The organism is Bacillus cereus group sp. MYBK14-1, assembly GCF_051916885.1.
GTDB classification, from domain to species: domain Bacteria; phylum Bacillota; class Bacilli; order Bacillales; family Bacillaceae_G; genus Bacillus_A; species Bacillus_A cereus.
Map to the genome: position 1 here is coordinate 439,033 of NZ_JBQAHM010000003.1, position 15,186 is coordinate 454,218.

The window sequence follows — 15,186 nt, forward strand, 5'->3', positions numbered from 1 at the left end:
ATAAAAAGCTCGCATAAGCGAGCTTTTTATTAATATACAGATGTATTATTTTCTGACATGTTTTCTAAAATTTCTTTAACACGCCCTAAGAACTTACCACAAATTAAACCATCAAGTACTCGGTGATCAAGTGATAAACATAAGTTAACCATGTCACGAGCACCGAACATACCATTATCCATAATTACTGGGCGCTTTACAATTGATTCAACTTGTAAAATAGCCGCTTGTGGGTAATTAATAATACCCATAGATTGAACAGAACCGAATGATCCTGTGTTATTAATTGTAAATGTTCCACCTTGCATTTCGTCTGCTTTTAACGATTTCGTACGTACTTTTCCTGCAAGTTCTGTAATTTCACGAGCGATACCTTTAATTGTTTTCTCGTCCGCTTGCTTAATTACTGGTACAAATAGTTCTTCCTCTGTTGCAACAGCGATAGAAAGGTTAATATCTTTCTTCTGAACAATTTTATCGCCAGCCCACATTGAATTAATTTGAGGATACTCTTTTAACGCTTGTGCTACTGCTTTTACGAAGAAAGCAAAGAACGTTAAGTTAAAGCCTTCACGCTTCTTAAAGTCACCTTTAATTGAGTTACGGTATGACACAAGGTTTGTCACATCTACTTCAATCATCATCCAAGCATGCGGTGCTTCATGTTTACTACGTAACATGTTTGCTGCGATTGCTTTACGCACACCTGTTACTGGAATTTCGATATCTCCAGGCATTGTAGGTACAGAAACTGGTTTCGCAGCTTCTACTTTTTGCGCTACTGGTGCTGCTTTTGGTGCTTCTGGGCGAGCTTCTACTACTGCCGCTACAGCTTCCTCTTTCTTCGCTGCACCTGCTTGCGGAATATTTCCAGATTCCACTAGCTTTAAAATATCTTTACGAGTGATACGGCCGTTTGCTCCCGTACCTTCTACTAGATCTAAATCAACGTTATGCTCACCCGCAAGTTTTAACACAGCTGGTGAAAAACGTGGTTTTCCATCAGTTGGTTGTTTTACTTTCGGTGCTTTTTCAGACGTAGCTACTTCTGCCTTTGGTTCTTCTTTCGTTTTTTCTTCAACAGCTGTTGCTGCTACTTCATCTGCGCCTTCTACTTGAATCACACAAACTACTTCACCTACAGCTAACGTATCACCTTCACCAGCGATTAACTCTTTTACAATCCCCGTGAAAGAAGATGGTACTTCAGCATTTACTTTATCAGTCATTACTTCTGCAAGCGGATCATACTTGTTTACGTGATCGCCAACATTAACGAGCCATTTACTAATTGTGCCCTCTGTAACGCTCTCCCCGAGCTGAGGCATTGTAATATTTTCTACAGCCATGTATAGTCCCCCCGATTAAAATTCCGCAAGTTCACGCATTGCTTTTTCAACTTTATCTGGATTTACCATAAAGAATTTTTCCATTGTTGGTGCATATGGCATTGCTGGAACGTCTGGACCTGCAAGACGTGCGATTGGCGCATCTAAATCAAATAGACAGTTTTCAGCAATAATTGCTGCCACTTCACTCATAATGCTTCCTTCTTTATTGTCTTCTGTTACAAGAAGAACTTTACCTGTTTTAGAAGCTGCTTCAATGATTGCTTCTTTATCTAATGGATATACAGTACGTAAATCAAGAATGTGTGCAGAGATGCCATCTTGTGCTAACTTTTCAGCCGCTTGAAGAGCAAAATGAACACATAATCCGTACGTGATAACTGTAATATCATCACCTTCACGTTTTACATCTGCTTTTCCGATTGGTAATACGTAGTCATCCTCCGGCACTTCACCTTTAATTAAACGATATGCACGTTTATGTTCGAAGAATAATACTGGATCTTCATCACGAATGGCTGCTTTTAATAAGCCTTTTGCATCATATGGTGTAGAAGGGATAACGATTTTTAAACCTGGTTGGTTTGCAAACATCGCTTCTACAGATTGTGAATGATACAATGCACCGTGAACACCCCCGCCAAATGGTGCACGAATTGTAACTGGACAAGTCCAATCATTATTAGAACGATAACGAATTTTTGCTGCCTCAGAAACAATTTGGTTTACTGCTGGCATGATGAAATCAGCAAACTGCATTTCAGCGATTGGACGCATACCATACATTGCCGCACCAATTGCTACCCCAGCAATTGCAGATTCTGCAAGCGGTGCATCAAGCGCACGATCTTCACCAAATTGATCATACAAACCGTGTGTCGCTTTAAACACGCCACCTTTTTTACCAACATCTTCTCCTAAAACGAATACTTTCTCATCGCGTTCCATTTCTTCGCGCATTGCTAATGTAATAGCATCAATATAAGACATTACAGCCATGAAACGTTCCCCCCTATTCTGCGTATACGTGCTTCAATGCATCTTCAGGTGCTGCATACAGAGCATTTTCTGCATATTCTGTTGCTTCATTTACGATATGCATAATTTCGTCTAACATTTGTTTTTCCGATTCCTCAGTTAATACACCAGCTTCTTTTAAATAAGCCGCGAATGTTATAATTGAATCTTTTTTCTTTGCTTCTTCTACTTCTTCTTTATCACGATAAACACGATCATCATCGTCACTAGAATGTGCTGTTAAACGATATGATACTGTTTCAATTAAAGTTGGGCCTTCACCACGACGACCGCGATCTGCTGCTTCTTTTACAGCTTTATATACTGCAAGCGGATCGTTTCCGTCTATTGTATATCCAGGCATACCGTAACCAATCGCACGATCTGATACGTTTTTACATGCTAATTGTTTTTCAACTGGAATAGAGATTGCATATTTGTTATTTTCACACATAAAAATAACAGGTAGTTTGTGTACACCAGCAAAGTTTGCCCCTTCATGGAAGTCACCTTGGTTTGAAGAACCTTCTCCAAATGTAACGAACGTTACTAAATCTTTCTTCTCCATTTTTCCAGCTAATGCAATACCAACTGCATGTGGTACTTGCGTTGTTACTGGAGATGAACCTGTAACAATACGATTTTTCTTTTGACCGAAGTGACCAGGCATTTGACGACCACCAGAGTTTGGATCTCCAGCTTTCGCGAAAGCAGACAACATAAGCTCTTTAGCTGTCATACCAAATGCTAGTACAACACCCATATCACGGTAGTATGGTAATGCATAATCTTTCTCTCTATCAAGAGCGAACGCCGCTCCAACTTGTGCAGCCTCTTGTCCTTGACAAGAAATTACGAATGGAATTTTACCAGCACGGTTTAATAACCACATACGTTCGTCGATTTTACGTGCAAGTAACATCGTACGGAACATTTCTAATACTTGCTCATCACTTAAGCCAAGCTCTTCATGGCGCTTTTCTTTTACTTCTGCCATTTTTCATAACCTCCTAAATCCACATTTTTATGCGTGTAACGCTCTTCCATCTACAGCAAGTGCTGCTTCACCAATCGCCTCAGATAATGATGGATGCGGATGAATTGTATGTGCTACTTCCCAAGGTGTTGCATCAAGTACTCTTGCAAGACCAGCTTCAGAAATCATATCTGTTACATGTGGTCCAATCATATGAACACCAAGAATGTCATTTGTCTCTTCATCAACTACAAGTTTTACGAAACCATCTGATTCTCCGTATACAAGTGCTTTTCCGATTGCGCGGAATGAGAACTTACCTACTTTTAACTTATAGCCTTTTTCTTTTGCTTCTTGTTCTGTTAAACCGACAGAAGCAACTTCTGGACTGCTATATACGCATTTTGATACCATAGAGTAATCAATTGGTGTAACTTCTTTCCCTGCAATATGTTCTACTGCAGCAATTCCTTCATGAGAAGCAACGTGAGCAAGTTGCAGGCCACCGATTACATCTCCAATTGCGTAAATATGCGATTCTTTCGTTTGATAAAACTCATTTGTTTGAATGTATCCTTTTTCCACAACGATATCTGTGTTCTCTAAGCCAATATTTTGCGTATTCGCTTGTCTTCCTACAGATACAAGCATTTTTTCTGCTTTAAATTCTTTATTTTCACCGTTGTGTTCAGCTTGGATTGTTACTCCATTATCTTTTACCAATGTTTCTGGTAATACTTTTGCACCAGTTACCACTTTAATACCTTTTTTCTTGAATAGACGTTGCATTTCTTTTGAAACGTCTTGATCTTCTAGTGGTAATATCGTTTTCGCATACTCTAATACTGTAACTTCTACACCGAAATCAGCAAGCATAGATGCCCACTCAATACCGATTACACCGCCACCAACGATAATAATCGAACTAGGAAGCGTTTCCATTTTTAGAGCATGATCTGAAGACATTACGTACTCTCCGTCTAATTCTAAACCTGGTAATGAATTTGGACGAGAACCTGTTGCAATAAGTACATTTTTTGGAATTAACATTTCATTCTCTTCTCCACTTGCAAGTTCAACTGAAATTGTCCCTGGCATCGGAGAGAAAATAGATGGGCCAAGAATACGGCCAATACCTTCAAACACATCAATTTTACCTTGTTTCATTAAATGTTGAACGCCTTTATGAAGCTGCGTTACTATCTTCTCTTTACGCTCTTGTACTTTCGCAAAGTTTAGTTCTACATTGCTTGCAATAACTCCGAACTCTTCGCTTTTTTTAGCAGTTGCATATACTTCCGCACTACGTAAAAGAGCTTTACTAGGAATACATCCTTTGTGTAAACAAGTACCACCAAGATTTTCTTTTTCGACTAGTGCAGTTTTTAACCCTAGTTGTGATGCACGAATTGCAGCAACATATCCACCAGTACCGCCGCCAACGATGACTAAATCATATTCTTTTGCCATTATCTCAACCCCTAGCTACCGTTTCTTTTTCACGTACAACGTATTCTTTTGGAGCTTCTTCTTCACGTAATACACGAAGTGCTCCTTCTGCTAACGCTTCTAACTCATCTTCGCCTGGATGTACAATAACATCTGCAATCCAGTCCACTCGCTCTTTTATTTCATCGACAAGAATTTTACTGTATGCCAGTCCACCAGTTAATACGATTGCATCGATTTTCCCGTGAAGTACAGCGCTAGCTCCGCCAATCTCTTTTGCAACTTGATATGCCATTGCTTTATAAATAAGAGTTGCTTCAGGATCACCTTTTTCAACCATTTGCTCTACTTTAATCGCATCATTTGTACCGATTAAACTTACAAGTCCACCTTGTCCGACAAGTTTTTTAATCATTTCATCACGGTAATACTCACCAGAGAAACACATTTCTACTAGTTGCCCTACTGGTACTGTACCAGCGCGCTCTGGACTAAATGGTCCTTCTCCGTTTAAACCGTTATTCACATCGATTACTCTTCCTTTTTTATGAGCACCAACTGTAATACCGCCACCCATATGTGTAACTAATAAATTTAAATCCTCGTATTTGTGATTTAACTGTTCAGCTACTTTACGAGCAACTGCTTTTTGATTTAATGCATGGAAGATACTTTTGCGTTCCATACCAGCAATGCCACTTATACGAGCAACCGGCTCCATCTCATCTACAACGACAGGATCTACAATGAATGCAGGAATGTTTAATCCAGAAGCAATTTCATATGCTAAAATGCCTCCAAGGTTTGAAGCGTGATGACCGCTAAAGCCATTTTTCAAATCTTCTAACATCGCATCGTTTACTGTATACGTACCGCCTTCGATTGGACGAAGTAATCCACCACGCCCACAAACAGCGTTTAATTTTGAAATGTTAATACCATGAGAATGTAGAACTTCTAAAATCGTTTCTTTTCGAAACTCATATTGGTCGATAATTCTCTTATATTTTCCAATCTGTTCTACGTCATGACGAATCGTTTCTTCTAGAACGGGTCTTTCATTATCAAAAACACCAATTTTTGTGGATGTACTACCTGGGTTAATAACAAGAATTCGATTTACAGACAATGTTGCTACCTCCACTAATAAATTCAAAAGGAAGTGGAAACCTCATAAGAGGTAACCACACCTTTTGTAAAAGTTATATATGAATGATTAGCGACGGCTAATAATATCGTGACCGTTGCGTAAGTAAGTGCTACGAGAATTCTTCAAGCTTGCAATGCGCTCTTCAGCTAGACGATCTGCCGCTACATAAGTTGCTATGCCATCGCGTTTTGAAATTTCGATTACTTTTGCAATCGTGTCATAAATAGACTCAACACGTTTTAGTGCACGTTCTCTATTGTATCCATATAATTCGTCTGCTACGTTAATTACGCCACCTGCATTAATTACATAATCTGGTGCGTATACAATACCCATTTCATGAATGATGTCACCATGACGATCTTCTTTTAATTGGTTATTTGCAGAACCTGCGATTACTTTTGCTTTAAGTTGTGGAATAGTTTCATCATTAACTGTTGCGCCTAGTGCACATGGTGCGTAAATATCGCATTCAACACCGTAAATTTCATTTGGTTCAACTGCTGATGCACCGAATTCTTCTACAGCACGTTGTACAGCTTCTTTATTAATATCTGTAACGATTAATTTTGCTCCTTCAGCGTGTAAATGTTTGCATAGGTGATATGCTACGTTACCAACGCCTTGAACAGCAATTACTTTTCCTTCTAAATTGTCAGTACCGAAAGCTTCTTTTGCAGCTGCTTTCATACCACGGTAAACACCGTATGCAGTTACCGGAGATGGGTTACCAGAAGAACCGAATGATGGTGAGATACCTGTTACAAAGTCAGTTTCTTCATGGATAATATCCATATCATCTACTGTTGTACCAACATCTTCAGCTGTAATGTAACGTCCGTTTAGTCCTTGGATATAACGTCCTAGTGCACGGAACATTGCTTCGCTCTTATCTTTACGAGGATCACCGATAATTACTGTTTTCGCACCACCTAAGTTTAAACCAGCTGCTGCGTTTTTGTATGTCATCCCTTTTGCAAGACGCAATGCATCTTCAATCGCCGCTTCTTCAGAATCATATGTCCACATTCTTGTTCCACCAAGAGCCGGTCCAAGTGTTGTATCATGAATTGCAATAATTGCTTTTAAACCAGATTCTTTATCTTGACAAAATACTACTTGCTCATAATCATATTTTTCTAAGTATTCGAAGATTTCTAATGTCATTGTCGTTTCCCCCTAATGTTTTACCCTTTTTGGTTTATTTTGAAGCAGTCGCAACTGCCAATGCTAATGAATATACTTTTGTTTCTGCTGAATCAGCACGAGATGTTAAAACGATCGGTGCTTTTGCGCCAGCAATCATTGCTCCTACTTTTGCATCCGCAAAGTATACGAGTGATTTATATAGCACATTTCCAGCTTCAATCGTTGGGACGAGTAAAATATCTGCCTTACCTGCTACATCACTTACTATGCCTTTATGCTCTGCTGCAATTTGTGATACTGCATTATCTAAAGCAAGTGGTCCATCAACGATACAATCTTTAATTTGTCCGCGGCGATTCATTTGTGTTAACATCGCTGCATCAATTGTCGCCTGCATCGCTGGATTCACAACTTCTACTGCTGCAATTGGTGCCACTTTTGGCAAGTCGATTCCTATTGCCCGGGCAACTTCTACAGTATTTTGTATAATAGCAGCTTTTTGTGTTACATCAGGTGCGATATTCATCGCTGCATCTGTAACGAAAATAAGACGATCGTAATTTGGAACTTCAAATGCTGCTACATGTGAAAGTACGCTACCTTTACGTAGGCCCCACTCTTTGTTTAACACAGCCTTCAAAATATTCGCTGTTGGGATGTTCCCCTTCATAAGCACGTCTGCTTCACCATTTCTCACAGCTTTAACAGAAAGTTCTGCAGCCTCTGCACTAGACATTGCTGCAATCACTTCAACATGTTCTGAAGTTTGTAAACCATGTTCTTGTAGCATCCCCATTATTTTTTCTTGATTTCCATATAGACGAAATTGAGCTAACTGTAATTTAATTGCTTTCGCTACAGCTTCAATTACTTCATGATCTTCAGCTACTGCTACAGCTACAGTTTTTTTAGGCTGCCCTGCTGCTTGATCAATTAAGTATTCTAACTTCATATTTTGTAATCAACCCTTTCCGTCGTCCCTCGTCTATTTATAAAGCAAATACCGTGCCAACTTTTGAAAGTGGTCTTACCAATAATGAAAACGCATTCAAAATGCAGTAAAATCAATACTTTGAAAAATAACAAAAGATTCTGTCTTATTTTGTCGCTTTTTGTATACCATGCAATAAATTGCACGGTACGCAATTTATTGCATGCTTTTTTTTGCATGGTCATACTTTTCTAGCTTGTAATATAAATTTCGAACGGAAATTCCTAACGCTTTTGCAGTTTGCGTTTTATTCCCATCAAATCTCTCCAAATATTCATGAATAATATTCCCTTCAAACTCTGTCACTAAATGTTCAAGTGGCTTTTCTTCTAATTCAGGTAATAAATGAGATTGCTTTGACTCCACCTGCTCTTCGTTATGTAATGGCGGTAAATGGTGTACATCAATATAGGTCTCGTTATAATTCATAAAGATAATAGCTCTTCCCAGAATATTTTCAAGTTCCCTCACATTCCCTGGCCATTCGTATGATTGTAAATATAAAATGGCTGAATCAGTGAGCCCTTCTACATTACGACCGTAATCTTGATTAATTTTTTGAATCAATCTGTCCGCAATTGTCGGTATATCTCCTTTACGTTGACGAAGAGATGGAATTTGAATTGGGATTTTATTTAATCGATAATATAAATCCTCCCTAAACTTCCCTTCTAGAATAGCCTTTTCTAAATTCACATGCGTCGCTGCAATTACTCGAACATTAATAGGTATCGCTTTCGTTCCACCAACTTTTACAATTTCTTTTTCCTGCAGTACACGAAGGAGTTTCGCTTGTGTATTTGCAGATAACTCCCCTATTTCATCTAAAAAAATACTACCGTTATTTGCTTCCTCAAAGAACCCACGTTTCCCGCCTCTTTTCGCTCCAGAAAACGCCCCTTCCTCATAACCAAATAATTCACTTTCTAACAACGTCTCCGAAATGGCCGCACAGTTTACACGGACGAACTTATTGTATTTTCGATTACTTCCATTATGGATTGCATGTGCAAACAATTCTTTACCAGTCCCAGATTCACCGCGTAACAGTACTGTTGCTGGTGTATTTGCTCCTAGCTTCGCCTGTTCGATAGCTGCCGTTGTTTCATCTGAATTCCCGACAATATCATCAAATGAATATTTCGCTTCTAATGTGCGAATAATTTGCCTTGCTCTATTCAATTCATTTGTTAACTTTTGAATTTCCGACACGTCACGGATAACGCCGACGCTTCCTTTCAATATTCCATCCACAATGACTGGTGCCACGTTTACAATTACATCGCGCTTTTTTTGCCCAATTTTCATATGTATTCCGCGCACCGCACGACGCGTTCGTAGTACTTTCATATGCATACTTTCGCCTTCTACAATATCAGTTGTAGCAGGCTTCCCAATAATATCTTCTTCTGTTAAACCCGTTAATTTCGTATATGCCGGGTTAATGACTAAACCTCTTCCTTTTTCATCCACAACCGAAATTGCTTCTTCAGATGAGTTAATAATTGCCTCTAATAGTGTTTGAATCTCCTTTAAATCTGTAACTTCTTCCGCTAAATCTACAACTTCTGTTATATCTTTAAAAATTGCAAATGCCCCTTGTACCTCTCCGCCCTCTTTTAATATCGGTATACGCGTTGTAATAATTTTCTTTCCATTCTCTAATGTTAGTTCATAATTTACTTCTATTTGTTTCGTACGTATAATGCGAAGTAATTTACTAGTTGGAATGACTTCTAAAATATATTTTCCTATCGCCTCTTCTTTTTTATATCCGATAATACGCTCTGCACTTTTATTAAAAAGACGAACTTGTCCCTCTCGATCAATTACGATCATGCCGTCATGTGTAGAATTTAAAATTAATTCTCCTTGTTGCGTTTGTTCCTCTAATCGCCCAATCAGCCCTTCCTTCTCATGCGCTAATCCTGTAACAATTTTTGCGATATCACCTGGTATAAGAAGAGTGTCTTTTTTCTTTTTTTCCAATAAAACCTTATGCACATCATCTTCACCTGTCATATCAAATATTACATCGATATGCATAGAAAGAAATGGAGTTACACTTTCTCCAATTGCAATCCCGTATTCGTTAGCAATTTGTAGTCCTTTTGCCAACGGATTTATATCAATAATCCCTATAATTTGAAATATATTCGAACTTTGTAACAGATTCAGCAGTGCGCTCCCGCCTTCACCTGCACCAACAATTAATACTTTTTGTTTCATATATCCCACTTCCTCTCGAAGTAACTCTGCAAATTTTTTCACACCTTTATCTTACTCGTTCAGCACCCTCTTGACAAACCCCCTTTCCTTATAACATCATTAAAATATACGAAATAATCTGAAAAGGAGCGTTATGTATGCAGCGTTACGTTGCTCTACTATTAGCACTCATCCCTATTTCATTAGCTGTGTTTGGTATAAAGTTAATGAGAGATACTGTATTCGGGATTCTATTTCCACCAATCTCTATACTGTGGTTACAATTTTTAATCGGCGCTCTCTGCTTCGGGCTCGGGTTTTATATCTTCGGTGGCTTCGTCTTGCACCGAGACCGTAAACGAAATAAAGTACAAGCTCGCTTTAGAAGATAGGAATGCCCCACTATTTATAAATAAAAAAATGAGACCGTTACACGCGGTCTCATTTTTTTATTGGCATTAACGTTCTGGCCGTTTCAGGGTAATCAGTAATAATCGCCGATATATTCATATCAAAATATTTACGCATAAGCGTTTCTTCATTAATTGTATAAGGGCGAACCTCTACACCACTTTCCATCGTTAGTTCGGCAATAGCATCTTGAAGGTAACGATAATTCGGATGTACTGCTGTAGCCCCCATTTTTTTCGCGTATGCCCACGGACTATGCAAACCTTCGCGATATAAAATTGCTGTTTGAATATCAGGAGCCATCATATGGCACCGTTTCATACTGTAGTGATTAAACGAAGAAAATATAACACGATCCTCTAGACTAAATTTCCGTACAAGCGTTATAACTTCTTCCTCTAAACCTCTGTATGGAATTTTATTATTTTTAAGTTCAATATTAAGTAGCAAACTCGTTTGTGCAAGCCATTCTAATACCTCTTCTAAAAGTGGTATTTTACAAAAACCTACTTTATCACCAAATTTATAACTTGCATCTAACTTGCATAAATCCTCATATACATAATTCCGAACCGCACCTTTTCCATTTGTTGTCCGGTCCACCGTTTCATCATGAATGACGACAACTTTTCCATCTTTCGTTAATTGAACATCAAGTTCAATTCCATCCGCTCTAAAAGACTCAGCCGCTTCAAATGAAATCATTGTATTTTCTGGGTACGTTCCAGCCGCACCACGATGTGCAAATATAAGAGTCATCCTCACTCCCCCAATCTTATGCTATACTATACGAAAAAGGAGGTACTTCTATGAGACCATTACAAATCTCTCCAGATACTGCAGTCCGCTTATCAAAAGCACTAGGTGTTCCACTTGAACAACTCATGCATATGCCGCAGCACATTTTAATTCAAAAGCTAGTTGAATTAGAAAAACAAAATAAAGACGAAGAATAATACAGTCCTGTTTTGCAGGACTTTTTATTATTTTCTATTATATCACGGATGCCTTTCCTACTAAAATCCTTTAACAGATGTACTACGATGTGATTTAGCCGTTCCTTCATCATTTAATAATGAATCACATCTTTTCTTTTTTTGTTACACGTCATAAAGAAAGCAGACCATTTATTTATAAGTCCCATTACGTCCTTAAAACACGATAATAAAAAAACTAGAGAAGTCCTTTATATTATTTTTTATTGAACGTGCGGAGCATCCCCTGATTCGTATAGTTCTTTCGCTTTTTCCTCCCCGAATGTAGTTAAAATATAATGTTGCTCTTCTAACGCATCCATTGCTCTAGTTACTTTACAAACGCTATCTTCTTGAGCATCCGAGAAATAATTGTGATCTTCTAAAATTTTACTAAAATCTTTTTTCGCCCATCTATCAGCAATTGCTAAAAGTTCATTTTTCTTCGTAAAGCTACTCTTATTTATAATTTCTTTTAATTTTTTAGCATTACTTTGAATCATTGGGATAGAGCCCGATTTTCGTTCTGCCACCACTTTTTGATGAGTCATGCGATGCATCGCTGTAATGACTTCGCTTTCAGTAGAATTTTCAGTAACATACACATCAACAAAGACCCCATCCACCTCTCTACCTACTATTGTTTGGTCTTCTTTTTTATCTATTTGAGCGCTCACTTCTTTATCTACTGGATTATCTGCAAGTTCTAACATTCCAAATGTAACTGCAATAGCAAGAACTCCCATAGCTGCTACTATTCCTAGCCAAGTTGAAATTTTATTTTCCATTCCCCTTCTCCCTATCTATATCTATTTTATTGCCTTATAAAAAACTCACTTACATGTAATATTACTAAAAATAGGTTTTATTTCCCATGATATCAAATAATCTCTTTTTCTCAACAAAATAAAAAGACCAACGAATTATAACATTCATTGGTCTTTCATTAAAAAGTTTATTGGCTTTAAAATTAACATCGAGCATAGCGTTCCAGCATACATCGGTTTTACTAAAACGAAAACCCATTGCTACTTCTACTCTCAGCTAGCTTTATGTTCAAGTCTCAGCTTATCCGCAACCATTGCGATAAACTCAGAGTTCGTAGGTTTTGCTTTTGACATGGATACTGTATAACCGAATAAGGACGAAATAGAATCAATATTCCCACGGCTCCAAGCTACTTCAATCGCGTGGCGAATTGCGCGCTCCACACGGCTTGCTGTTGTATTATATTTCTTTGCGATATCTGGATACAATACTTTCGTAATCGATCCTAATAATTCGATATCGTTGTATACCATGGAGATTGCTTCTCGTAAATACATATATCCTTTAATATGAGCGGGTACACCAATTTCATGAATGATACTCGTAATACTCGCATCTAAGTTTTTCGGTTTTCCATCTACTGTTGTTGCTGATCGGAATGATGGTAGTGGACGTTTAATCATAGCGTTTGCTTTACCACTCACTTGACGAATATGACTCGTTAAATTCTCCATATCAAATGGTTTTAATATGAAATATGAGGCACCTAAGTCAACTGCTTTTTTCGTCACATCTTCTTGGCCAAATGCTGTCAACATAATTACGCTAGGCTGTTTTAACCTTTCAATATGTCGCATTTTCTCCAATACAGCTAAACCATCTAAGTGTGGCATAATAATGTCTAAAACGAGTACATCAGGTTGCTTATCTGTTAATAAGTTTAAACACTCTTGACCATTATAAGCAGTACCGATTACTTCCATATCATCTTGAGCGGCTACATAGCTCTCTAACATTGATACTAGTTCTTTATTATCATCCACAAGACATACTTTAATTTTCTCCACAGCTTTTCCTCCCTTACCGAATCGATTCTCCGACATGTGTATCCTTCTAGGCTACATGAATTGTTCGACAATTGTGTGAAAATTCCCTTTTAAAGTTTCTTACTTTCCGATAAAATCACAAAAAAATATGTTTATCGTTCATTTATTCCCTTTCGCAACACATTCCATCATAGAAATACAACGAAACGTTCAACCCTTTCCTTTTATTTTACAACAAAAAACACCTCTTGCGGAGCTTTTACAAAATTTCAACGAATTTTTCAACAGAAAAAGCGAGCTAATAATATATATTAGCTCGCTTTTTTCTCTTGATCATAAATATTAATTCCAGCTTGATGTAACATCCATTCAATATGAACACCATATCCTGATGTTGGATCATTTACAAATACATGTGTAACAGCACCAATTACTTTTCCATTTTGTACAATTGGACTTCCGCTCATTCCTTGTACGATACCGCCCGTTTTCGCTAATAGACGTTTATCTGTTACTTTTATTACCATACCCTTTGTGGCTGGGAATTTTTGCTGCACTGTACTAACGACTTCAATATCAAACGCTTCTACTTTATCTTGATCAATAACTGTTAATATTTTTGCCGGTCCTTCTTTTACTTGATGAGATAATGCGATAGGCATTGCTTTATCCATTATACCGTTTTTCATATTCGTATTTAATTTTCCAAAAATACCATATGGACTATTAATTGTAATATTGCCAATCACTTCACGGTCTGGTGAGAATCTTGCTAATTTCTCCCCTGGATTCCCATGACTACCTCTTTCAATTGATGTAACTGTCGAGCGCATAATTTGTCCATCTTCGACTTGAATCGGCTTTTTCGTATCATTATCAGAAATAACATGACCAAGTGCCCCATATTTCATAGAATCTGGATGAACAAATGTCATCGTTCCAATTCCAGCTGCCGAATCACGGATATACAAGCCAATTCGATAAGACGATTCACCGTTGTCTTTTTGTGGAGTTAGCTTCGTACGAATATATTTTCCATCTCTTAACAATACAAGATTAAGCGGTTCACCTGTTTCTCCACTATTATGAATAAACGGTGCTACATCACTCATTCTTTCAATTGTTTTACCATTAATTTCAGTAATCATATCTCCAATTTGTACACCTGCTGTTTCACCAGGAGATATTTTACCTTTTTCAGTTTGAATTAAATGATGGCCTACAACAAGTACACCTTTTGTATTTAATTTCACACCAATTGATTGTCCACCTGGAATCACTTTAAAATCTTTTAACACTTTCACATTTACTTTTTTTACTGGAAAACCAGCAAGCTGAAATACCATATCAGCTTCACCATTTTGATGAGAATTTACCATAAGTCCTTGTTTTTGTTCATTCGAACTCACTGTAAATACATGACGATTTGTGGATGAAGCTTTGAAAACTGGTAATGATGATATTTCTGATTGTTGTCCTTCAAAAACAACAAGTTGTTTCGGTGATGAAATAAACGTTCGAAGCGGTTTAAAACATCCAATAAAAACTAAAGAAACAAGGAGACAAAGACCTATTATTTTTCGAAATTTTTCTAATTTCAACTTGTTCACTCTCCTCGCTCCTACCCCACATTCAGCCTATTGGCTTCACTTTTTAATCTCTCCTTGCAGTGCTTTATTTATAACCGGAAGAATTAAG

Annotated in this window: 14 protein-coding genes; 2 read left to right on the forward strand and 12 right to left on the reverse strand. The window is 37.7% G+C overall.

Annotated elements, in window-relative coordinates; genetic code table 11:
• Positions 1 to 29 precede the first annotated feature (29 nt).
• The 8 genes from ACTFR3_RS11890 to ACTFR3_RS11925 form a co-directional block, all read right to left on the reverse strand.
• Positions 30 to 1,349: a dihydrolipoamide acetyltransferase family protein gene (locus ACTFR3_RS11890; protein WP_000257660.1), complete on the reverse strand. Its 1,320-nt coding sequence runs from the start codon at positions 1,347 to 1,349 to the stop codon at positions 30 to 32.
• A 15-nt stretch (positions 1,350 to 1,364) separates the two neighbouring features.
• Positions 1,365 to 2,348, reverse strand: coding sequence for a 3-methyl-2-oxobutanoate dehydrogenase subunit beta (gene bfmBAB / locus ACTFR3_RS11895; protein ID WP_000290071.1), 984 nt, complete (start codon positions 2,346 to 2,348; stop codon positions 1,365 to 1,367).
• A 13-nt stretch (positions 2,349 to 2,361) separates the two neighbouring features.
• A complete protein-coding gene (gene bfmBAA, locus ACTFR3_RS11900) occupies positions 2,362 to 3,363 on the reverse strand; it encodes a 3-methyl-2-oxobutanoate dehydrogenase subunit alpha (RefSeq protein ID WP_440044434.1) in 1,002 nt (333 codons plus the stop codon).
• 27 nt (positions 3,364 to 3,390) lie between these two features.
• On the reverse strand, positions 3,391 to 4,812 hold the full coding sequence (lpdA, locus tag ACTFR3_RS11905) for a dihydrolipoyl dehydrogenase (RefSeq protein ID WP_001051289.1): 1,422 nt from the start codon (positions 4,810 to 4,812) through the stop codon (positions 3,391 to 3,393).
• 4 nt (positions 4,813 to 4,816) lie between these two features.
• Positions 4,817 to 5,920: a butyrate kinase gene (buk, locus tag ACTFR3_RS11910; protein ID WP_000115781.1), complete on the reverse strand. Its 1,104-nt coding sequence runs from the start codon at positions 5,918 to 5,920 to the stop codon at positions 4,817 to 4,819.
• Between the two features lie 87 nt (positions 5,921 to 6,007).
• Positions 6,008 to 7,108, reverse strand: coding sequence for a leucine dehydrogenase (locus ACTFR3_RS11915; protein ID WP_000171355.1), 1,101 nt, complete (start codon positions 7,106 to 7,108; stop codon positions 6,008 to 6,010).
• Positions 7,109 to 7,142: 34 nt separating this feature from the next.
• Complete coding sequence (gene yqiS, locus ACTFR3_RS11920) at positions 7,143 to 8,042, reverse strand: phosphate butyryltransferase (protein WP_000764677.1); 900 nt, start codon at positions 8,040 to 8,042, stop codon at positions 7,143 to 7,145.
• Positions 8,043 to 8,237: 195 nt separating this feature from the next.
• A complete protein-coding gene (locus ACTFR3_RS11925; RefSeq protein WP_440044435.1) occupies positions 8,238 to 10,310 on the reverse strand; it encodes a sigma 54-interacting transcriptional regulator in 2,073 nt (690 codons plus the stop codon).
• A 137-nt stretch (positions 10,311 to 10,447) separates the two neighbouring features.
• Here ACTFR3_RS11925 and ACTFR3_RS11930 point away from each other — a divergent pair, with 137 nt between their 5' ends.
• Entirely contained in the window at positions 10,448 to 10,681 is a 234-nt protein-coding gene (locus ACTFR3_RS11930; protein WP_001190211.1) for a DUF2627 domain-containing protein, read from the forward strand.
• Between the two features lie 49 nt (positions 10,682 to 10,730).
• Here ACTFR3_RS11930 and ACTFR3_RS11935 read toward each other — a convergent pair whose 3' ends face one another.
• Positions 10,731 to 11,459, reverse strand: a complete 729-nt coding sequence (locus tag ACTFR3_RS11935; protein ID WP_000172575.1) for a glycerophosphodiester phosphodiesterase — start codon at positions 11,457 to 11,459, stop codon at positions 10,731 to 10,733.
• A gap of 50 nt (positions 11,460 to 11,509) precedes the next feature.
• Here ACTFR3_RS11935 and ACTFR3_RS11940 point away from each other — a divergent pair, with 50 nt between their 5' ends.
• Positions 11,510 to 11,656 carry a YycC family protein gene (locus ACTFR3_RS11940; protein WP_001247671.1) on the forward strand — a complete coding sequence of 49 codons (147 nt, stop codon included), beginning with the start codon at positions 11,510 to 11,512 and terminating at the stop codon, positions 11,654 to 11,656.
• A 242-nt stretch (positions 11,657 to 11,898) separates the two neighbouring features.
• Here ACTFR3_RS11940 and ACTFR3_RS11945 read toward each other — a convergent pair whose 3' ends face one another.
• The 3 genes from ACTFR3_RS11945 to spoIVB all read right to left on the reverse strand — a co-directional run bounded on the left by ACTFR3_RS11945 (position 11,899) and on the right by spoIVB (position 15,098).
• The gene (locus tag ACTFR3_RS11945; protein ID WP_440044436.1) at positions 11,899 to 12,462 is read right to left on the reverse strand and encodes a PRK06770 family protein; all 564 of its coding nucleotides are present in this window, start codon (positions 12,460 to 12,462) and stop codon (positions 11,899 to 11,901) included.
• Positions 12,463 to 12,714: 252 nt separating this feature from the next.
• Positions 12,715 to 13,509, reverse strand: a complete 795-nt coding sequence (gene spo0A, locus ACTFR3_RS11950) for a sporulation transcription factor Spo0A (protein ID WP_011110369.1) — start codon at positions 13,507 to 13,509, stop codon at positions 12,715 to 12,717.
• Between the two features lie 290 nt (positions 13,510 to 13,799).
• Positions 13,800 to 15,098 carry a SpoIVB peptidase gene (gene spoIVB, locus ACTFR3_RS11955; RefSeq protein WP_002000940.1) on the reverse strand — a complete coding sequence of 433 codons (1,299 nt, stop codon included), beginning with the start codon at positions 15,096 to 15,098 and terminating at the stop codon, positions 13,800 to 13,802.
• Positions 15,099 to 15,186: the final 88 nt, after the last annotated feature.